This is a genomic window from Vibrio sp. 1580 (assembly GCF_033340055.1).
The window spans coordinates 239,745-260,486 of sequence record NZ_JAWOVT010000005.1 but is presented as its reverse complement, the minus strand read 5'-3'; the positions used below and the strand labels follow the sequence as shown (position 1 = coordinate 260,486).

Annotated in this window: 17 protein-coding genes and 1 riboswitch; of the genes, 12 read left to right on the top strand and 5 right to left on the bottom strand. The window is 45.1% G+C overall.

Annotated elements, in window-relative coordinates; all coding sequences use genetic code 11:
* Window positions 1-195 precede the first annotated feature (195 nt).
* Window positions 196-2,019, top strand: coding sequence for a DUF3413 domain-containing protein (locus tag R7093_RS10440; RefSeq protein WP_031780218.1), 1,824 nt, complete (start codon window positions 196-198; stop codon window positions 2,017-2,019).
* A 75-nt stretch (window positions 2,020-2,094) separates the two neighbouring features.
* Here R7093_RS10440 and R7093_RS10435 read toward each other — a convergent pair whose 3' ends face one another.
* A complete protein-coding gene (locus R7093_RS10435) occupies window positions 2,095-3,069 on the bottom strand; it encodes a TDT family transporter (protein WP_005391714.1) in 975 nt (324 codons plus the stop codon).
* 109 nt (window positions 3,070-3,178) lie between these two features.
* On the opposite strand from R7093_RS10435, the gene R7093_RS10430 reads away from it, so the two are divergent.
* The 5 genes from R7093_RS10430 to dapD all read left to right on the top strand — a co-directional run bounded on the left by R7093_RS10430 (window position 3,179) and on the right by dapD (window position 7,952).
* A complete protein-coding gene (locus R7093_RS10430; protein WP_005391712.1) occupies window positions 3,179-4,105 on the top strand; it encodes a LysR substrate-binding domain-containing protein in 927 nt (308 codons plus the stop codon).
* A 128-nt stretch (window positions 4,106-4,233) separates the two neighbouring features.
* The gene (locus tag R7093_RS10425; RefSeq protein WP_005380208.1) at window positions 4,234-4,533 is read left to right on the top strand and encodes a YebG family protein; all 300 of its coding nucleotides are present in this window, start codon (window positions 4,234-4,236) and stop codon (window positions 4,531-4,533) included.
* Window positions 4,534-4,689: 156 nt separating this feature from the next.
* A riboswitch (Fluoride riboswitch) is annotated at window positions 4,690-4,765 on the top strand.
* A 131-nt stretch (window positions 4,766-4,896) separates the two neighbouring features.
* On the top strand, window positions 4,897-5,589 hold the full coding sequence (locus R7093_RS10420; RefSeq protein ID WP_158174139.1) for an iron-sulfur cluster assembly scaffold protein: 693 nt from the start codon (window positions 4,897-4,899) through the stop codon (window positions 5,587-5,589).
* A 22-nt stretch (window positions 5,590-5,611) separates the two neighbouring features.
* Complete coding sequence (locus R7093_RS10415; RefSeq protein WP_005391709.1) at window positions 5,612-6,595, top strand: GGGtGRT protein; 984 nt, start codon at window positions 5,612-5,614, stop codon at window positions 6,593-6,595.
* Between the two features lie 325 nt (window positions 6,596-6,920).
* Complete coding sequence (dapD, locus tag R7093_RS10410; RefSeq protein ID WP_042521367.1) at window positions 6,921-7,952, top strand: 2,3,4,5-tetrahydropyridine-2,6-dicarboxylate N-succinyltransferase; 1,032 nt, start codon at window positions 6,921-6,923, stop codon at window positions 7,950-7,952.
* An 81-nt stretch (window positions 7,953-8,033) separates the two neighbouring features.
* On the opposite strand, the gene glpQ is transcribed toward dapD, so the two are convergent.
* Window positions 8,034-9,089: a glycerophosphodiester phosphodiesterase gene (gene glpQ, locus R7093_RS10405; protein ID WP_025768218.1), complete on the bottom strand. Its 1,056-nt coding sequence runs from the start codon at window positions 9,087-9,089 to the stop codon at window positions 8,034-8,036.
* Between the two features lie 56 nt (window positions 9,090-9,145).
* On the bottom strand, window positions 9,146-10,510 hold the full coding sequence (glpT, locus tag R7093_RS10400; RefSeq protein ID WP_005380199.1) for a glycerol-3-phosphate transporter: 1,365 nt from the start codon (window positions 10,508-10,510) through the stop codon (window positions 9,146-9,148).
* 896 nt (window positions 10,511-11,406) lie between these two features.
* On the opposite strand from glpT, the gene R7093_RS10395 reads away from it, so the two are divergent.
* From R7093_RS10395 to R7093_RS10375, 5 genes are all read left to right on the top strand, one after another.
* Window positions 11,407-12,261: an MIP/aquaporin family protein gene (locus R7093_RS10395; protein WP_005380195.1), complete on the top strand. Its 855-nt coding sequence runs from the start codon at window positions 11,407-11,409 to the stop codon at window positions 12,259-12,261.
* A 59-nt stretch (window positions 12,262-12,320) separates the two neighbouring features.
* A complete protein-coding gene (glpK, locus tag R7093_RS10390) occupies window positions 12,321-13,838 on the top strand; it encodes a glycerol kinase GlpK (protein ID WP_005380193.1) in 1,518 nt (505 codons plus the stop codon).
* A gap of 159 nt (window positions 13,839-13,997) precedes the next feature.
* On the top strand, window positions 13,998-14,789 hold the full coding sequence (locus R7093_RS10385) for a DeoR/GlpR family transcriptional regulator (protein WP_005380192.1): 792 nt from the start codon (window positions 13,998-14,000) through the stop codon (window positions 14,787-14,789).
* A 176-nt stretch (window positions 14,790-14,965) separates the two neighbouring features.
* Window positions 14,966-16,525 (top strand): glycerol-3-phosphate dehydrogenase, encoded by a 1,560-nt coding sequence (gene glpD, locus R7093_RS10380; protein WP_318146641.1) that lies wholly within the window; start codon window positions 14,966-14,968, stop codon window positions 16,523-16,525.
* 279 nt (window positions 16,526-16,804) lie between these two features.
* On the top strand, window positions 16,805-17,758 hold the full coding sequence (locus R7093_RS10375) for a CorA family divalent cation transporter (protein ID WP_005391702.1): 954 nt from the start codon (window positions 16,805-16,807) through the stop codon (window positions 17,756-17,758).
* Between the two features lie 73 nt (window positions 17,759-17,831).
* On the opposite strand, the gene R7093_RS10370 is transcribed toward R7093_RS10375, so the two are convergent.
* Complete coding sequence (locus tag R7093_RS10370) at window positions 17,832-19,016, bottom strand: NnrS family protein (protein WP_182016232.1); 1,185 nt, start codon at window positions 19,014-19,016, stop codon at window positions 17,832-17,834.
* A 184-nt stretch (window positions 19,017-19,200) separates the two neighbouring features.
* Here R7093_RS10370 and R7093_RS10365 point away from each other — a divergent pair, with 184 nt between their 5' ends.
* Window positions 19,201-19,752 carry a gamma-glutamylcyclotransferase family protein gene (locus tag R7093_RS10365; protein WP_206953305.1) on the top strand — a complete coding sequence of 184 codons (552 nt, stop codon included), beginning with the start codon at window positions 19,201-19,203 and terminating at the stop codon, window positions 19,750-19,752.
* Between the two features lie 38 nt (window positions 19,753-19,790).
* Here the strand turns inward: R7093_RS10365 and R7093_RS10360 are convergent, their stop codons facing one another.
* Window positions 19,791-20,378: an outer membrane beta-barrel protein gene (locus R7093_RS10360; protein WP_017636001.1), complete on the bottom strand. Its 588-nt coding sequence runs from the start codon at window positions 20,376-20,378 to the stop codon at window positions 19,791-19,793.
* Window positions 20,379-20,742 lie beyond the last annotated feature (364 nt).

The window sequence follows — 20,742 nt, the reverse complement described above, 5'->3', positions numbered from 1 at the left end:
AACCCGCAGTGATCTCGCGTTCGGAAAAAACAAAAGGTTATATATCACTCAAATAGAGTATGAATCTTCTGAATTTTCACATGTCAATCAAGTCTGACACTTCCATACAAAATGTGACATTCGTCGCAACTATTCCATAATAAAAAACACTGTTTTATACTCTTGCTACCTATAATTTATAAATATATAAAAAGTATGTTTCGCAAACTGTCTTCCAACAGCGCTTGGCTGATTGCTTTTTTTGCTTGCTTTACAGTGTACCTGTCGATCGCTTGTTATCCTTTTGTGTTGTCTAACAATCAGAATGAACCACTAACCTTGTTGCAAGGTTACTATTTGGTTTCGACTCAATATGGCTGGCTGGGCTTGATCGCTCTTCCATTTATGTTGTTGAGTTTATTGCTCTCTTTTCTACCGACTCGAGCATTCAAAGGCATCGTGATCGCTATCGCGATCTGTCTATTGATTATGTTTAAAGTCGATATCCTCGTTTTTCAGCAATACAAACTTCACATCAACGCTCTATTAATCCGTATGTTTTTCGAAGGTGGTGATGATGTCTTCGATATTTCGTGGATGAGTTGGCTAATCTTCATCAGTGAAATTGCCGTTCTGGTGATCGGGCTCGCTTGTACCGTTTGGGTAAGTAATCAACTGGCACAAAGCCGAGCTAAGTTCGTTTTGATCAGCGTCTGGTTTGCTGTATTGCTTAGCACGCAGATGATTCATGCGTACAAAAACGCACTTTACGACGATGAAGTCAGTCAGTTTTCGAATAACTGGCCACTTTACTACCCGCTGACGGCTCGTAAATTTATTTACAAACACGACCTAGTGGATGAGAACATTGCATCGAAGAACCGCGTAGAGTTAACCAACATTGAACGTAGCTCACTCAACTACCCGCTTGCGCCGATTCAAGTGCAAAGCAAAGAGAAACAGCCCAATGTTTTGTTTATCTTGGTTGACGCGTGGCGCTACAGTGATGCGACGCCGGAAGTCATGCCAAATGTCAGCAAGTTCGCCGAAAAAACGGTGAATTTCACACAACATATGAGCGGCGGCAACTCAACTCAAGCGGGTATTTTCAGCCTGTTTTACAGCTTGCCAGCGACCTACTGGGAAAGCTTTTACGCAAGTCAACGCTCTCCTGTGTTTATGGATACGCTGCAAGCAGAAGGCTACCGCATGGGCATTTTTGGCTCAGCACCGCTCACCAGCCCGCCACTTTCTCGCACGGTATTCAAAAAAGTGTCGGACTTGACCCTGAAACAAACTGGAGAAACAGCTGTCGAGCGCGATCAGCAGATAACAGACAAGTTCATCGAGTTCCAAAAGCAGGACAGCGACAAGCCGTACTTTGGTTTTCTGTTCTACGATGCCGCCCACGGCACGGTGTTTCCTGAACCTGAATTTGCGAAATTCAAACCATACTGGGAACGCGTTGACCACATTTTGCTCAACAACGATTTTGACGCTTCGCTTTACCACAATCGATACAAGAACTCGTTGTACTACATCGACAGCTTGATTGGTGATGTGCTGAAAAATGTCGACTTAGACAACACCATTGTGGTGATTTCATCAGATCATGGTGAAGAGTTTAACGACCATAAGATGAACTATTGGGGCCACACGGGTAACTACAGTGACGTTCAAGTACATGTGCCTCTTTACGTGTACATGCCAAATCGTCAGCCAGAGCAAGTTGATTACCGCACGACCCATTTTGACGTCGTGCCAACCATGATGAATACGCTGTTTGACGTTCAAGGCACAACGAGTTCATACAGCGTTGGTCATAACTTGTTTGATAGCTCTGCCTCTCGCGATTGGTATATTGCAGGCAGCTACTACAACTATGCATTGGTCGGCAAAGAACTGATGCTTGTGGTCAACCCTGGCGGGCACTCTCAGCAACTGAATCGCCAGTTAAAAGTCGAGAAAGAACAGAAAATTCCTGTCGATATCATTCGTCATTCTCTGGATGAGATGTCGCGATTTTACAAAAAAGGCTAGTGTCCAACATCGACGCCGATTGAAATAAAAAAGCCTCTTGGTTGTAAGACCAAGAGGCTTTTTCCTATCTGCTATTTAAGCGTGATGAGCGTGCATCAAGCGTGGCTGAATCAACAAGTTGTTGATGTATTGTAAGGCCACATAAGAGACAACAAATGTTGCCACAATCAACTCAAGACTAGCTAAGCCTCGCACTTGTTGAACATAGTGCGCAGCCAATCCTTGCAACTCCATCCAATTCGCCATTTTAAACAGCGCCGTCGCACCGATCACCATCGGGAAAGTGAACGCCGCATAGCCTGGGCTAAATGGCAGTCTAAGCAATTTAAAGAATGCGAGGTAAATGATGGCTGTCATCAATACCGCGATACCAAATAGCATAGCGATGATCACTGGTGATGGTGTCGCAGTGACCGTTAAGTACCCTGCCAATGATAGACTTGCTGGTGCCGCCATAATTGCCATTGTTGGTTTCGCTGCATCCGGAATTTCATGGGTAAACATGAAACGGTAAATCATCATCGGCAACATGATCGCGTACGCCACCATACCAAACATCAATGCACCTTGTGCCACTGGTGCTAACATCGGGTTGCCAGAGAAAGACACATCCGCAACGATGATACCCACAGGCGGTACAAACCAACTAGGAACCATGTGGTGCAATTCAAAATCTTTGGCGCGATGGTAAACAAAGCTCACCAAGAATACGATGTGCAAAACCACCGCAATCAGCCAAAGCGCATCGCCAGCTAATGGGTAAAAATGACCGAGAGAGTTCGATACCACCATAGTGCCCATCGCAAATGTCGGAACCACGCTGCCCACAACCGGATGAGCAAGATCTTGTCTCAATAGATGATTATGTAGCAAAAACTTGGTTGCCAATATAGCCAACAATATGCTCGCGATACCCGCACTAATCCACTGTCCGTAGCCATGTAATTCGGCGAAGTTCTCCCAACTCCAGCCCAAGCTTGCAATACCAAGAGCCAAACCCGCCATTGGAGTTGGTGCTCCCATTACTTTTGCTTTTGTTCTTTGAATCATGATGACCTCAACCAGACTCACTCTTGATGGGACGTATAATACGCTTGCACTTCGTTCCGATATATCTAATTATTTAAAACAAACGTTCAGAATTACTTAACGGTGGGGTATGGCAAGTCACATTTCTCTTAAACAACTGAAAGTGTTTACGACGATCACGCAGCACAAAACGCTCACAGCGGCTTCTGATAGTCTCTTTTTATCGAAAGCCGCAGTGAGCATGGCACTCTCAGAATTAGAAAAGCAGATCGGCCATCACTTATTTGATCGTGTTAATAACCGACTGATTTTGAACCAAGAAGGTCAAAAACTACTGCCACTGGCGGATGAATTACTCAACCGAGCCAAGGACATCGAGAGCATTTTCGATGGTGACCAAGCGCTATCGGGCCAACTTCGCATTGGTGCCAGCGACACCATTGGCAACCAAGTCGCGCCCTATTTGCTTAGCGAATTTCGTCAGCAAACGAACCATCGTTCTCAAAGTCTGTTCATTTCTAACTCCGCACAAATCTGCGACATGCTGACCGATTACGAGTTAGACATAGCCCTCATTGAAGGCAAAACACTTCACCCTGAATTGCAGTCTACCCAGTTTAGCGAAGATGAAATGTGCGTGATTTGCGCGCCCAATTCCCCAGCCGCGCACGAAGGGCCAGTAAACTTAACCGAGCTAGAAAACAGTGAATGGATATTGCGAGAGGCAGGATCTGGTTCACGCGAATTTTTTATGCGCGTTGTCGCGCCGCGCTTGGAACATTGGCATGAAGCTTTTCAGCTCAATACCACCGAAGCGTTGATCAACTCAGTATCGGCAGGGTTAGGCTTGGGCTGTTTGTCACGTTTGTCTGCAGAACCTGCTATTCGTGACGGCCGCGTAAAACTGCTCGACATGCCTTTAGATATGAAACGTCGCTTCTGGTTACTGGTTCATAAAGAGAAATATCAAAGCCCATTGCTCAGAACGTTTATCGAATTTTGCCAAGATTGGGAGCGACCAACAAACCTTCCTTTGGCGGACAAATCCGCAAAGTGAAACCAAGATAGTTTAAATGCTAGTCAGTTAGTTGTACGTGTCTCTCATTCTGAGGCTTGTCGCTAGACTTGATTGGTCAAAAACTGTATAAAAAGCCAGTATCAATACACCAAATTAGGGGACCAACCATGGCTGTAATCGTCAAGTACGTGGTAGAACGCAATGGAGAAGAGAAAATGACTTTTACCTCTAAAGCGGAAGCTGACGCATACGACAAAATGCTGGATATGGCAGACGAGTTATTCTCACTGCTGGGTAAAAGTGAACTTCTAGAAGACGAAGGTAAGCAAGAAGATCTTGCAATGTTCCTTGCGCAAAACAAAGAAGAAGTGCTTTATGCTCTTGGTGCAAAACGTAAACCTGCACCAAAAAAAGCAAAGAAGCTTGAAGCTGTTGAAGAAGATAGCGAGCAAGAAGACGCTGCATAAGCCTCTCATTTGTTTAGAAAAAGCGTCGCATTATGCGGCGTTTTTTTATTCCTTCCGTTTATCTCCATATATCTCTGAGAATATAAAGAACCGATTTAATATCCCAAATTGCTCTAAATTTCATGTTGCAGATTAGTGTGACTTAGATCTAGTCTAAATGGGTTCGGTGATGGGGTGCCACCGGAATCGAAAGATTCGAACCGCTTTTACAGCTAATGACTCCTACAGAAACGAAAACAGGTCAGCCCTGTTGGAAATGCTTTACCAATGTTGTTAAAGCAAGAGTTCTGTAGTGAGCAATTCAACTCTTCTCCAACCCCGCTCCTGTTTTCTCAAAAAATAAAAATACACTGGGAAAACATTATGCAATATTCACACGAAATCCAATCAATGTGCCCGATTCAACGCGGCGATCTTCATGCATCTGCACCGATCCCTGTTGAAGGCGCAATGATCAATCCAAAAGACGTTATCGCGATTTCTGGTCTTAGCCACGGCGTTGGCGCTTGTGCTCCTCAACAAGGCGCAGCAAAACTGACCCTTAACGTCAAAAACGGCATCATCGAAGAAGCTTTGATCGAAACGATCGGCTGTTCAGGCATGACTCAATCAGCCGCGATGGCCGCAGAAATCCTAACAGGCAAAACCATTCTTGAAGCACTGAATACCGACTTGGTATGTGATGCTATTAACGTCGCGATGCGCGAAATCTTCCTTCAATTTGTTTACGGTCGTACTCAATCCGCTTTCTCTGAAGGCGGCTTGGAAATTGGTGCGGCACTGGAAGACCTTGGTCAAACTCAACGTAGCCAAGTGGGTACTAGCTACTCAACTAAAGCAAAAGGCGTACGTTACATGGAGTTGGCTGAAGGCTACGTAACAAAACTCGCGTTAGACGAAAACAAAGAAGTGATTGGTTACCAATATCTCAACCTAGGCAAGATGATGAAAGCCATCAACGAAGGCGTATCTGCGGCAGAAGCCGCAAACAAAGCAACGGGGACTTACGGTCGTTTTGACGAAGCCGTAACTACTATCAACCCACGCCAACAATAATGCCACCAAGAGGAAAGAGATTATGAACACTCCAATTACTGAATCTGTACGTCGCACATTAGACGAAATGCAACTTTCTTCTCTGGAAGAGGCTTACCAATACTGTATGGATCGTGGTATCGACCCTAAAGCGCTAGTGATGGACACTCAACCTATCGCGTTTGAAAGCGCTGCCGATGCCTACACGCTAGGCACTGCTTTGGCGATTTTCCGCGTAGCAAAAACAGCTGAAGAAGCTGCAAACATCATCGGTGAAGGCCTTCAAGCCTGCACAAAACCAGGCAGCGTCGCAGAACAACGCCGAGTGGGTATCGGTCACGGTGCATTGGCGGCTCGTCTATTGAATGAAGAAAGTGGCTGTTTCGCTTTCCTTGCGGGCCATGAGTCATTCGCAGCGGCAGAAGGCGCTATCAAAATCGCATTGAACGTGAACAAGTCACGAAAAAATCCGTTGAAAGTTATCCTAAATGGCTTGGGTAAAGACGCCGCTTACCTAATCTCACGCATCAATGGTTTCACTTACGTACGCACTCAGTACAACTACCAAACTGGTGAGTTAGTGGAAGTAGAACGTCGCCGTTTCTCCCAAGGTCCACGTGGTGAGATCCTTTGCTACGGTGCAGACGATGTGCGTGAAGGCGTGGCTATCATGCATAAAGAACAAGTGGATGTGAGCATCACTGGTAACTCAACCAACCCGACTCGCTTCCAACACCCTGTAGCAGGCATCTACAAAGCAGAACGTAACCGTGAAGGCATGCCTTACTTCTCTGTGGCATCAGGTGGTGGTACTGGTCGTACTCTACACCCAGACAACGTGGCGGCAGGTCCTGCCTCTTACGGCATGACAGATACCTTGGGTCGCATGCACGCCGATGCGCAATTCGCGGGTAGCTCTTCAGTACCAGCACACGTAGCGATGATGGGCTTCATCGGTATGGGCAACAATCCAATGGTAGGGGCAACGGTTGCACTTGCAGTAGAGGTCGGTGAGCTAAGCCTCTAAGTCGATTTATCGCTTTACTATCCAAAGTCAGTAAATCCAACAAACCCAGTGTAGGGGGAGTGACTTCGGTCCTCCCCTTATTTTTTTGCGATGCTCCCTTCTCCCACTTCACTGTGTCTCTGCCCAAAATCGGCCTGATAAGGCTTTTGCGACACATTTCTCATCAGACAAACATATCTCTAAAAAGACAAAAGGTATCCATCTACGGACTTTCTCCATTTCCCCTCTTTAAACTCCCCAACACTCTCTTTATGATGACCGACAACTTAATTATTTCTTGTCAGTGAACAGACGAGACACAAGACTCAACACATGGAGATCAACTATGGCTTTCTTCTCTCTAGCCTTTGGTACGGCAACTAAAAACCGCGACGGCAAAATCATCGAAGCGTTTTTCCCAAACCCAGTTCTTAACCCAAGCGAAGCGCTTGTTAACGCACTAGCAGCAGTAGCAGGTTATGAGCAAGGCAACCAAGCTATCGAGATCTCTGCAGCACAAAGCGCAGAACTGGCAGCAGCATTTGAAGCAAACGGCGATGCGGCAAACGCTTCTTTCGCAGCAAAAGCAGCAGAATCAGCACAACCACTTGTACTGGTTATCCTTGCCACTGACGAGCAGCCACAAAGTGTTGCTGAAGGCTTCCTAAAACTTCAACTTATCTCTAACCGTCTAGTTAAGCCACACGGCACAGTACTAGACGGGATCTTCGGTCTACTGCACAACATCGCATGGACTAACGAAGGTCCAATCGATCTACCTGAACTAGCAGAGCGTCAAATCGAAGCTCGCCTAGCGGGTCGTGCACTAAGCGTAGATTGCGTAGACAAGTTCCCTAAAATGGTGGACTACGTGGTACCAACTGGCGTTCGTATCGCTGATACTTCTCGCGTACGTCTTGGCGCACACGTTGGCGAAGGCACAACAGTAATGCACGAAGGCTTCATCAACTTCAACGCGGGTACAACAGGCGTGAGCATGGTTGAAGGTCGTATCTCTGCTGGCGTAGTGGTTGGTAACGGCTCTGACATCGGCGGCGGCGCATCTATCATGGGCACACTATCTGGCGGCGGTAAAGTTGTAGTTTCTATCGGTGAAAACTCGCTACTAGGCGCAAACGCAGGTCTTGGTTTCCCAATGGGTGACCGTTGTACTATCGAATCAGGTCTATACGTAACCGCTGGCTCTAAAGTGCGCATGCTAGATTCTGCAGGCCAAGAAGTAGAAGTAGTGAAAGCACGCGATCTTGCAGGTGTTTCTGACCTACTGTTCCGTCGTAACTCTGTAACAGGTCAAATCGAGTGTCTTGCTAACAAGAGCGCGGTTGAACTGAACAGCGAACTGCATAAAAACAACTAATTCATTCGTGAATTAGCCCTACGAAAAATCCCCCAGCAGGAAACTGTTGGGGGATTTTTTAGCTTACAGCAAAATGCGTGATTACTGATTTAAAAAGCTGACCGCTTTATCTGGGAAATCAGTAAACAAACCATCCACTTTTACTTGGTTGTAGTACACATCCATCATGCCTTCAAAGCTGTCAGTGTACGCTGGAATGCGTCCTGGATCGGCGCGGAACGTGTATGGATGCACTTGCAAGCCAGCGTCTTTTGCAGCCTTCATCAACGGCTTGATGATGATATTATCTTTGGTTGACTTATCATCCACCAGCATCGGCTTCCAAGGTCCAATTCCTTCCGCGTAACTCGCTACTTTCTTCATTCCGTCGGCTTCGAACATCCAGTCATAACTGTATGGTGTTGCCTTGTCGCCTTTGTACACCATAGTTTCGTTCCAGTCCGTGTAAGCCATAAGCTGAACGAGCTTTAAGTCCATGTCCATTGCAGGCATGAGTTCACTGTTGATGCGTTGAAGTTCATTCGCGTCAAAACACTGAAGGTAGACTTTGTCGTCTTGAGAGCCGTAACCGTACTGCTTCAAGACTTTAAGTACTGCTTTAGAAATGTCCTTACCTTCATGACGATGGAACCAAGGCGCTTTAATTTCTGGGTAAATACCGATGTCATAACCCAGCGTTTTGTTTAAGCCTTGGATCAGCTCAATCTCTTCAGCAAACGTCGGCACGGTGAAATCAGATTTCCACATAGGGAATCGGGTTGGATAGCCCGCTACTTTGTTGCCTTTGTCATCGATATTAAAGCCTTCAGTTACTCGCAAGGATTTGATTTCCGCCAGAGTGAAATCAATCGCATAATAACGACCATCTTTACGTGCACGATCAGGAAAACGCTCCGCAACATCCGTTACGCGATCGAGATAATGGTCATGCAACACGACCAACTGGTCATCTTTCGTCATTACCACATCTTGCTCTATGTAGTCAGGTTTCATTGCGTAAGCAAGTGCTTTGGCTTCTAGCGTGTGCTCAGGCAAGTAGCCCGATGCACCACGATGCGCAATGACAAGCGGCTTCGCAATCGCACCAGCAGAGAGGCTAAGTGCTAAAAAAGTAAGACATACTGACTTTGTTTTCATTGTTATTTCCTTGATAAAGCGAAGAGGCAGTATTCCACTGCCTCTTTAAATAAATATTACGCTAGCGCTTCCTTCTCGCGCTCTTTTTGCTCGTGGTGCGCACGTTCACCTAAGAAGGCGTACATCAAACACACGATAGAAGTAATACAAGAACCCACTAAGATGATAAAGCCACCATCCCAGCCAAAGTGGTCTACGGTGTAGCCCAAAATCGCGTTTGCGGCAACTGCCCCACCCAGGTATCCAAACAAACCAGTAAGACCAGCGGCAGTACCTGCGGCTTTCTTCGGAGCGAGTTCAAGTGCGTACAAACCGATCAGCATAACCGGACCATAGATTAGGAAGCCAATTGCAATAAGCGCCATCATATCTACTGTTGGGTTGCCTGCAGGGTTAAACCAATAAACCATCACTGCAACTGTCACTAACACCATAAATAAGATACCAGCAGGTGCACGACGACCTTTGAACAATTTGTCAGAGATCCAACCACACAATAGTGTTCCTGGAATGCCAGCCCATTCGTATAAGAAATAAGCCCATGACGATTTATCTACCGAGAAATCCTTCGCTTCTTTTAGGTAAACAGGTGCCCAGTCCAGTACGCCGTAACGAATTAGGTAAACAAATGCGTTTGCAATTGCAATCGACCAAAGAAGTTTGTTGTTGAAGACGTATTTGAAGAAGATTTCCTTCGCTGTCATTTCTTGTTCATGGGACTTGTCATAGTCATCTGGGTAATCGTCTTTGTATTCTTCAATAGGAGGCAGACCACAAGACTGAGGGGTATCGCGAACCGTCATCCAAACAAACACAGCAACCAACGTGGCGAAAAATGCAGGAACATAAAATGCAGTGCGCCAATCATCATTAAATGCCCACAGGCCAAGAATAAATAGTGGACCAATCAAACCGCCACCCACGTTGTGCGCCACGTTCCAAACCGAAACGATCTCACCACGCTCTTTACGTGACCACCAGTGCACCATGGTTCGGCCACAAGCAGGCCACCCCATCCCTTGGAACCAACCGTTTAAGAAAAGCAAAATGAACATCGCAGTGACGCTACCAGTCGCCCATGGCATAAAGCCAAAGCAAAACATCACTAATGCAGACATCAATAGGCCGCCACTAAGGAAATAGCGAGGGTTGGAGCGGTCTGAAACGCTGCCCATTAGAAACTTAGAGAGACCATATGCAATGGAAACAGCTGCCAAGGCGACACCTAAGTCTCCGCGGCTAAAGCCTTGCTCGATAAGATAAGGCATCGCCAAACTGAAGTTTTTACGAACTAGATAGTAACCGGCGTAGCCAACAAAGATACCGATAAAGAGTTGCCAACGGAGGCGAGAGTAGGTGCTATCGATGCTGCCAGGGGACAGACGATCAATGTGCGCCTTAGGTTTGAATATTCCAAACATAGGAACCTCATTATTTTGTATGCGATGGTAAAAACACAAAAGGAGCGAACGAAACAAAATAAATCTTCGTTCGAAAGTTCATGAATTGTATGGAGTTAGGATTTTATTTCTGTGACAAATGTTGCACATGGATTAAATATAAGTAAATACAGTAAATTATATGAGCATTAATTAGATCATCGTTCAACTTTACTCAAGATTCGTTAATATGAAACTGATGTTCAAACCTCTCACTTGAGCATTCCAATTCGAAACCTTTGAAACAAAGGCTCGAATTAGAACATAAACTAACCGTAAAAAGGGCGATTTACGCCTGCCCTACTCGCTCCGAACCAACTAATAACTAAAAAGCTGAAAAACGATCACGTTTAGCATCAAACGAAATAAAAAAAACAATTTTTATTTGAATACAAGCCGAAGCAATGATTCACAAACACAAGACATTAACAGCGTTTATTCTCTTATCAACTCATCCTATTGGTACCAATGGGATGACGATTTTTTCTAAAAGTCCAAACATGACAGCGTATTTTTTATATCACTGCTATCCCTTGATACATTTGACATTCCGCTACTCCTTTAGGGTTAATTGCTACACAAGTTCTGTGCAATAAGTCTCCAAGCACGTAGCAGCTTCACAAAACTCCTCTTACCAGTTGTGCATTCTTTTTCACATCGGTAATTTGAGCGCTCTCAACACTGGCCTCGTGACAAATAAATTATTTTCGTTGTGTTCTTTTCCGGTTAAAAGATGCGCCATTTAACAAAAACGAAGACTTTGATTAACAAATTTATGCTCAAACGCTCATTTTTAACGCTCGTTTGTTTTCGCAAACGTTTATATATGCACAATAGTATCGTGCTAGACAGGCAAAAATGATCAAAGGACTTTTAACATGACAACGAACAAACACCCCTCTCTGCTTGGAGAATGTTTGGCCGAGTTTATCGGTACAGGACTACTTATTTTCTTCGGCGTAGGCTGTGTTGCAGCCTTAGTTCTAACAGGAGCATCATTTGGACAATGGGAAATCAGTATTGTATGGGGCTTCGGTGTCGCCATCGCTATTTACTGTACGGCTGGCGTCTCTGGTGCACACATCAACCCTGCCGTTACCATCGCACTTGCTATGTTCCATGGTTTTGATAAGGCGAAAGTGGTGCCATACATTATCGCTCAAATGCTTGGGGCATTCTGTTCTGCTGCATTGGTATACAGCTTATACAGCAACCTTTTCACCGACTACGAAATCGCTCATAACTTCGTTCGCAGCAGCCAAGATGCACTAGCAACTGCTGGTATCTTCTCAACCTATCCGCATGCCTCCCTCTCTTTCTTTGGTGCTTTTGCTGTGGAATTCGTTATCACTGCTGTGCTGATGTTTGCGATTCTGGCTCTGGGCGATGAAAATAACGGCGCGGCACGTGGCGCAATGAACCCTCTATTGATCGGTATTTTGATTGCCGTCATCGGTGGTTCACTTGGCCCACTAACAGGCTTTGCGATGAACCCTGCTCGTGACTTTGGACCGAAGCTGTTCGCTTACTTCGCAGGCTGGGATTACGCTCTGACAGGTGCTAAAGACATTCCTTACTTTATCGTGCCTTTACTTGCTCCGATTGCAGGTGCGTGTTTTGGTGGTTGGTTGTATCCAAAAGCGATTGCCGCTTACCTTCCACAACAAGGTCACGGTTGCACGATTCCAAACCAATGTGAGACGGAAGAAGAAACAGAAGAAGCTAGAGCTTAAAACTGACGTAACTCGAACATTTACTAAAATATAAATAACGAAACAAAAGGATTCTTACCATGACTGAGCAAAAATACATTGTTGCCCTAGACCAAGGTACAACAAGCTCTCGCGCAGTGATTCTTGATCACGATGCGAACATCGTAAGCGTCGCGCAACGCGAATTTACTCAGATTTATCCAGAAGCTGGTTGGGTTGAACATGATCCAATGGAGATCTGGGCAACACAAAGCTCTACCTTAGTAGAAGCTCTAGCTAAGTCTGGCATCCGTAGCGACCAATTAGCGGCTATCGGTATTACTAACCAGCGTGAAACGACCATCGTCTGGAATAAAGAAACAGGTAAACCCGTTTACAATGCGATAGTATGGCAATGTCGCCGTACTGCTGATATCTGTGAAGATTTAAAAGCACGCGGTCTCGAAAACTATGTACGTGACAACACTGGTTTGGTGCTTGACCCTTACTTCTCCGGTACCAAAGTTAAATGGATTCTGGACAATGTTGAAGGCGCACGAGAAGACGCAGAAGCAGGCAAGCTGTTGTTTGGTACTGTCGATACTTGGTTAGTTTGGAAGATGACTCAAGGTCGCGTTCACGTAACCGACTACACCAACGCATCACGTACCATGCTGTTTAACATCAACGATCTATGTTGGGATCAAAAAATGTTAGATGAGCTTGGCATCCCAGCATCTATGATGCCAGAAGTGAAGCGCTCATCGGAAATTTACGGTAAAACCAACATCGGTGGTAAAGGCGGTACTCGTATTCCTATTTCTGGAATCGCAGGTGACCAACAAGCGGCGCTTTACGGCCAAATGTGTGTTGAAGCGGGTCAAGCGAAAAACACTTACGGTACGGGTTGTTTCTTGCTAATGAATACGGGCCAAGAAAAAGTCACTTCGACACATGGTCTTCTAACAACTTTGGCTTGTGGTCCTGCAGGCGAACCAGCTTATGCACTTGAAGGTGCCGTATTCATGGGTGGAGCTTCTATCCAATGGCTACGTGATGAATTAAAAATCCTAAACGGTGCAGAAGACTCTGAATACTTCGCGACAAAAGTGGATACATCAAACGGCGTTTATGTCGTGCCTGCATTTACTGGTTTAGGCGCACCATACTGGGATGCCTACGCACGTGGCACGATTGTCGGCCTTACTCGCGGCGTGAATTCAAACCATATCATCCGTGCAACATTAGAAGGCATCGCTTATCAAACTCGTGACGTACTGGATGCGATGCAAGCTGACTCAGGCATTAAGCTTGCGAACCTTCGCGTCGATGGTGGTGCAGTAGCGAACAACTTCCTCATGCAATTCCAATCCGATGTATTGAACACAGAAGTACACCGCCCTCAAGTAACTGAGGTTACCGCTCTTGGTGCAGCCTACCTTGCCGGCCTTGCCGTTGGTTACTGGGATAGCATTGATGAGTTGCAGAATAAAGCGGTACTTGATCGCACCTTTGAGCCACACGATGATGAAGAAAAACGCAATCGTCGTTACAAGGGCTGGAAACGTGCAGTGAAATGTGCACAAACCTGGTCTGAACTTCACGACGAAGAAGATTAATCTCATCTCCATAAGAAAAAAAGAGCGCCATTTGTGCGCTCTTTTTGCGCTTTATCCCCGATTCCTGAACTCGCTTACTTCTCACAACGAGCAAATTCGAGCACAATAGAGCTTCGAATTTGAAGCATTGGCCGTTACCAATGCACAAGGGAGTGGTAAGTGAAGCAAATACCTCGACACCAGCAGATTGTTGAGCTGGTGAAAAAACAAGGCTATGTCAGCACGGATGAGTTGGTAGAAAGATTCAATGTCAGCCCACAAACCATCCGACGCGATCTCAATGAACTCGCCGATGACAACAAAATTCGTCGTTATCACGGTGGAGCCACTATTCCTCTCAGTTCTGAAAACACATCTTACAACACGCGTAAAGCGCTCAACTTCAATGAAAAAGATGTCATTGCAGACGAGGTAGTCAAACACATTCCAGATGGTGCCACACTATTCATCGATATTGGCACTACACCAGAAGCAGTTGCGCGAGCGCTCAATAAAAACCATAAACAGTTGCGTGTTGTCACCAACAACATCAATGTTGCGACCATTCTTTTCCCTAACCCTGAAATCAAAGTCATTTTGGCGGGTGGAGAAGTCCGCAGCAGAGACGGCGGTATTGTTGGCGAGGCTACCCTCGATTTCGTTAAACAGTTCCGTCTCGACTTTGGTATTCTCGGCATTAGCGGTATCGACTTCGATGGCTCGCTATTAGACTTTGATTACCACGAAGTCCGGGTCAAACAAGCGATCATTGACAATAGCCGTAGTGTATTTCTGGCCGTAGACCACACCAAGTTCGGGCGCAATGCTATGGTGAAACTAGGCAATATTGCACAGCTCAACATGATCTTTACCAATAAGCAGCCACCAGAAGAAATCTTGTCAATTTTGAAGGAAGCTTCTATCCCACTTGAAGTGGTTGAAGCTAACGAATCAAACTCCGAAAACGAGTAACGTCAATCGTATAATTTCCCCTCAAATGACCTCTGTCTTAATTAGACAGAGGTTTTTTTGTGTCTAAATCACACAAAACGCTCACAAACGAAAATAATAGATGATCACAAACGAAACCTGAGCTAGGATTACATTATGTTCTAAAATGCTCGTTCGCTCACCAAGAGGTCAAATTTATGAGTATACAAAATAATGCTTCCACTACTAGCTCATCCACTACCTTAGACTTGATCGTAATCGGTGGCGGCATTAACGGAGCTGGTATTGCAGCAGACGCAGCTGGCCGAGGTTTGAGTGTTGGCTTATATGAAGCAAATGACTTCGCATCTGCGACTTCTTCAGCAAGTTCTAAACTGATACACGGCGGTTTACGCTACCTTGAACACTACGAGTTTCGTTTAGTTTCGGAAGCGCTCGCAGAGCGTGAGGTTATTCTTCGTAAAGCACCACACGTCGCATTACCAATGCGTTTCCGTTTACCGCATCGCCCATTCCTACGCCCAGCTTGGATGATTCGTTGTGGCCTTTTCCTTTACGATAACTTGGGTAAACGTACGACGCTGCAAGGCAGTAAAACCGTCAACCTTGCGAAATCTGGCTTGCTAAAACCAGAGATGAAAACGGGTTTCGAATACTCTGACTGTTGGGTTGATGATGCACGTTTAGTATTACTGAACGTTCTTGCGGCTCGCGAAAACCATGCTGAAGTACGTAACTACTGCCGCGTGGAAAAAGCACACCGTGAAGGTGGTATCTGGCACGTTACTATTCACGATGTGATGACAGACCAACGTTTCGAACGTAAAGCGAAAGCGTTAGTCAATGCTGCGGGGCCTTGGGTAAAACAGTTCTTTGATGATGGATTAGAGCAAGCCTCTCCTCGTAACATTCGCTTAATCAAAGGCTCGCACATCGTTGTTCCTCGTATCCACAACGAACCGCAAGCCTACATCCTTCAAAACAAAGACAATCGCATCGTATTTATGATTCCTTACTTAGATAAGTTCTCAATCATTGGTACAACAGATGTGGAATACAAAGGTGACCCACGCGAAGTATCGATCTCAGATGACGAAGTCGATTACCTCATTGATATCGTAAACCAACACTTTGTCCACCAGTTGACTCGCGAAGATGTAGTTTGGACATACAGCGGTGTTCGTCCTTTATGTGACGATGAATCTGACTCTCCGCAAGCAATCACACGAGACTACACGCTAGAGCTCGATGCGGAATACGACCATGCACCTCTGCTTTCTGTTTTTGGTGGTAAGTTAACGACCTACCGTAAGTTAGGTGAAGCAGCAATGAAGAAACTTGCTCCGTTCCTACCTGAAATGGGTAAAGACTGGACGGCCAACCAAACCCTTCCTGGTGGTAACTTCAGCTGTAGTCGTGAACAATTAGCTAAACAAATTCACGCTAAATACACCTGGGCGCCAGAAGCATTGATTCTTCGTTATGTCACACAGTTTGGTACCCACACCTGGAACTTAATGGAAGGCACAACAAGTGAAGCTGACTTAGGACAAACGTTCTCGGCACAAGCAGGTGGTGTTTACCAACGTGAGATCGATTACTTAATGAACCATGAAATGGCAATGACCGATGAAGACATTTTATGGCGCCGTACTAAGCTTGGTCTTTACATGAACGAGGAAGAAAAACAGGCCTTAACGGACTATTTAAAGAAAAAGCTACAACAGAAAGTGGTTAATCTTTCTCAAGTTGGCTAACAGCTCCCCTCCCTCCCTCCCCCACAATAAAGCCTGCTTAGTTGCAGGCTTTTTGTTTTGTTGTTTAAGCACAACACCTTGGTGCGCTCCACTCGATTGCAAATAAGAACAACTATTCATAGACATTTGGCGTTAAATACAATCATACTCATTTGAAAAATAATGCATCAATGACTTCAGAGTACCGTACTCAGAGTATTGCCTCTGTATGGCAATGCAATTCTCGCGAAAGAAGTATCTTGAGGTTATTTTGGTATCGGCTCAAACAAGGAAAAGAAAATGGGTTTTATGATTGAACATTGGGACTTCTCAACCCCAGAAGCAACTCAACAATCCACCACGGCAGAGCAAATTCAAGCTAAGCATTGGTACCATTGCGAACGGCTGCATCCTGATATTCGTGGTTGGCTGGAGCAGAACCAAGTGCCTCGTGCAACGGTTGATCATCTATTAGCCGACGAAAGCCGACCATCTTTCCATCCTTTAGATGACGAGAACTTCATGTTGATTTTACGAGGCGTCAATATGAACGGCAATGCATCACCAGAAGATATGCTTAGTATTCGAATTCTCTACTTTCAAGGCGCACTCATTTCAACTCGTAAAATTCCATCACGCGCGATCATGGAGATTCGCCAAGCATTAGCGGAACACAAAGGCCCAAAAAGTCTTGCCAGTTTACTTCATCAGATCATTGAAGGATTAAACAGTAAAATAGACATTTACCTTGATACAATTGAAGAAACACTAAACCAGTTCGACGTGAATGATGAATCGACGTACAAACATATGGCGACTCAAAAAGCATTGATTTCTATCAAGCGTTTTATTCGCCCTCAGCAGTACGCTATCCGTGATCTTGTGGAGTCAGAATCAGAATTGATTGCTTTGAGACCTCATCAATATCGCTTCGCACACAATAATATTACGCGCATAAATGAAACACTTGAGTTTTATCTTGGAGAAGTGGCGCTTTTCCAAGAAGAGATCAAACATCATCGTGATGAGAAAACCAATAAAAACAGTTACCTGTTTACTTTGGTAGCAACGATTTTTCTACCAACCAGCTTCTTAACAGGTTTACTCGGCATCAATGTTGGTGGAATGCCAGGTGTGGAATCCACCATGGCATTCACCTGGTTCTGCATCGCCTTAATTGTCATTTTTGGTCTAGAGTGGTGGCTATTTAAACGCTTGGGGCTCACGAATAAAGCGGACGACGAAGACGAATAAACACTAAACCTATAAAGAACAAAAACCAAAAGAGGAGCACGCGGCTCCTCTTTTCTCTACTCACATTAGAATCTTATCCGGGGTGACCATCCACACGAGGGGTCACAAGCATCACACCAAAGCGCCACACAAATAGCCCAAACGCAACAATCCATAATCCGCCGCTGATATCAATCCACAGTATCATGTTCGCTGGATCAAAGATCACGGCGAAACTGCGAACCAAAGCTGCCGCGGTAATCGCTGCAAACGCAAGGCTCATGTTTGGCCCTTTGTAGATCATGCGACCAGTATGTCCCATCGTCACCCGTGTAATCATCGCTAAAATCAAACCGCCTAACGCACCTATCGCAAACAGGTGAATGAGGTTATGGCTGGCAAATGCATCTCCCCAGACGCCTCGCAAAATTAAGCTTAGTGGTAAACACAAATACGCAGCATGCAGCGACCACACTAAAGGCTCGCTCAGGGTTAACCAAGGTTTCCAGCGAACAAAACGCACCAACTGAGCAACACCTGCAAATAGCATCAAAGGACTACCTAGTTCTGCAAACGTCACAGGGAAAAAGCTCAGCACAAATAGCATTACCAATGGCAAGTTCGCGAACCACTCTAACCAAGCCAATGGTTGCGCTTTTTCGAAATTAAATCGACGCGCAGTAAAAAATGGAATCACACGTCCGCCCATCACTGACAACAGCAAGGTAAACCACCACAGCATTGCTTGCCACACCGCTGAAGAGCTAAAGGGCGGCATACCTTTTATCGTTGCGTAGCTTGCAAAGTTCGCAAAGATGGCCAAAAGAAACAGTGGAACGAAAAACAAATTACGCCAACCTTTGGCTCGATACACACGAATGCCCACCTCATAGGCGACAAACAGTAAAAATACCGCTTCGATACTGCTGGTTAACCATAACGGTGCTTGTGTCCAAAGCAATATGCGGGGCACTAACCACAAGCCAAATAAAGCCAGAAGCATGTAATGCTTGGTACCATTAATGCCAGTCCAGTTTTGTACCGCGGTCAGTACAAAGCCAACTACGATTGCCATCGAAAAACCGAACAACATTTCATGTACGTGCCACCATAATGCCGGTACAGCTAATGCGTTTGGCTGTCCGCTCTGGAACATCCACACCCACAACGCGATCGCAACAATGGCGTAAATCGACCCAAACAGAAAAAACGGCCGAAAGCCTAATCGCAGCCATGCGGGGATTTTTTCTTCCACTTTTTTATCGGTGATATTCAGCATTATCTTGCCCTCAAGCGTCTCTTGATGCTGGTTGACTCAACTACAATATTAATGCTACCACAAACATGCATAAAAAATACATGTTTATAATTAAGATTATACTTAAGAGGTAAAGTTGTGCTTCAGAGGCGGGTTAGGTATAAACGGTGAGAGACACAACCATCAGTTAAGGGATGCAACGAAGATGTACATATTTGGCTATGGCAGTTTGATTAATTCTGCGTCACGTAAGTTAACCGGACAAACGGGAGAAGCCATTCCCGTCATTGCTCATGGACTGGTGCGCTACTGGGGGAAGATTGACGACAGCTACAGCCTCTCTCCATTAGTGGTGAACCAAGGCGATGGACAGGTTAATGGCGTTTTACTCGAAGTGAATAAAGAAGCGCTCGCAGAATTCGACCGCCGTGAGCGAGGTTATCATCGTATTCAACTTCAGCCAGATCAAATCGAAACAGATGCGAGTTTTAACCAAGAACATGACATTTGGGTTTACGTAAAAGACGAGCCACTACCACCATGCGCAAAGAGCCCAATCATGCAAAGTTATGTTGATACCGTGCTGGCAGGTTGCTTGGAAATTTCCCACGCGTTTGCAGAGCATTTTGTGCGTCACACCATTGGCTGGCAACACGCGAAAGAAAATGACCGCCATCAACCCAAATATGGCAACCTTGCAGGCGTACAAGATCACCATTATGAGTTGATTGATAATCTGATCAAAAAAGGAGCCTAACGGCTCCTTTTTAGTATCTATGTTTTGCTTACGCGAGCTTAAAACTTGTAATCAACACCAACGTACAGGCTGTCAAAATCAAAATCTTCGCTGCCACCGTTTTCGGCATCAATACTTACCGAAGAAGCACGGTAGCCACCAGATACAACCAAACCTGAAGCAAACTCATAACCAGCCTCAACACCGTAGTTAAAGCCTACATCACGACCATCATCGGTAACAGTGCTAGATGATTTCACTTCATAAGAAACACTCATTACACCAAGGCCAGCAATCGCACCAACATAGAAGCCTGTACCTGCAAATTGGTATTTAGGCTTCGCATTGAAATTGAACGCAGAAGCATCAACACTAAATTTAACCGGCCACCCCATGTAAGAAAATGTTTCTTCAAAGTCGCCAAAGTATATGTACTCACCTTCAAAAGCTAGTTTGAAGTTTTCTGAATATTGCAGCTCTTTACCTACAGCAAGGCTAAGACCTGTCGCAGAAAAATCTTTTGACAAGCTTTTAACTTTAAGATCTGAATTTACCAAATCAGCACCAACATACCAGTTACCTTTTGCTTGAACTGACGCTGAAGCAACCACTGCACCTAAAGCCAATAATGGCAATACTTTTTTCATTATAATTTCCCAATTTTTCATACTGTTAGACAGCTTTTAAAAGCGCGGAGATTATAAATAGAGTTGAATACTTTCCTATTGATTTGTTTATAAAATGAGACACAAAACATAAACATGAACAATAAAACGTTTGCTTGATTAAACTCTAAACAGCTCGACTCCTATTAAGTACTAGAGTTACCACAAGTAGCAAGTTTCCAAACCAGTCGCGTTTTTCAGTATTTTTACAGCAATATAATCCTTACGTTTACGGCTTTATTTATTACTCAATAGAGTCTATTTCATGAAAACAAGTTGGCTTGATATGATGATTTAAAGTGTTTAGGACTGTCTTACTAAAGGTTTGTGCATATCTAAGTAGCTG

Coding starts and splice junctions, on each gene's coding strand:
- R7093_RS10415 (WP_005391709.1), top strand. CDS start 5,612: ATGAACACTCCAATTACTGAATCTGTACGTCGCACATTAGACGAAATG.
- R7093_RS10430 (WP_005391712.1), top strand. CDS start 3,179: ATGGCAAGTCACATTTCTCTTAAACAACTGAAAGTGTTTACGACGATC.
- R7093_RS10440 (WP_031780218.1), top strand. CDS start 196: ATGTTTCGCAAACTGTCTTCCAACAGCGCTTGGCTGATTGCTTTTTTT.
- R7093_RS10435 (WP_005391714.1), bottom strand. CDS start 3,069: ATGATTCAAAGAACAAAAGCAAAAGTAATGGGAGCACCAACTCCAATG.
- R7093_RS10365 (WP_206953305.1), top strand. CDS start 19,201: ATGTACATATTTGGCTATGGCAGTTTGATTAATTCTGCGTCACGTAAG.
- glpT (WP_005380199.1), bottom strand. CDS start 10,510: ATGTTTGGAATATTCAAACCTAAGGCGCACATTGATCGTCTGTCCCCT.
- R7093_RS10370 (WP_182016232.1), bottom strand. CDS start 19,016: ATGCTGAATATCACCGATAAAAAAGTGGAAGAAAAAATCCCCGCATGG.
- R7093_RS10420 (WP_158174139.1), top strand. CDS start 4,897: ATGCAATATTCACACGAAATCCAATCAATGTGCCCGATTCAACGCGGC.
- dapD (WP_042521367.1), top strand. CDS start 6,921: ATGGCTTTCTTCTCTCTAGCCTTTGGTACGGCAACTAAAAACCGCGAC.
- R7093_RS10375 (WP_005391702.1), top strand. CDS start 16,805: ATGGGTTTTATGATTGAACATTGGGACTTCTCAACCCCAGAAGCAACT.
- glpK (WP_005380193.1), top strand. CDS start 12,321: ATGACTGAGCAAAAATACATTGTTGCCCTAGACCAAGGTACAACAAGC.
- R7093_RS10360 (WP_017636001.1), bottom strand. CDS start 20,378: ATGAAAAAAGTATTGCCATTATTGGCTTTAGGTGCAGTGGTTGCTTCA.
- glpQ (WP_025768218.1), bottom strand. CDS start 9,089: ATGAAAACAAAGTCAGTATGTCTTACTTTTTTAGCACTTAGCCTCTCT.
- R7093_RS10425 (WP_005380208.1), top strand. CDS start 4,234: ATGGCTGTAATCGTCAAGTACGTGGTAGAACGCAATGGAGAAGAGAAA.
- glpD (WP_318146641.1), top strand. CDS start 14,966: ATGAGTATACAAAATAATGCTTCCACTACTAGCTCATCCACTACCTTA.
- R7093_RS10395 (WP_005380195.1), top strand. CDS start 11,407: ATGACAACGAACAAACACCCCTCTCTGCTTGGAGAATGTTTGGCCGAG.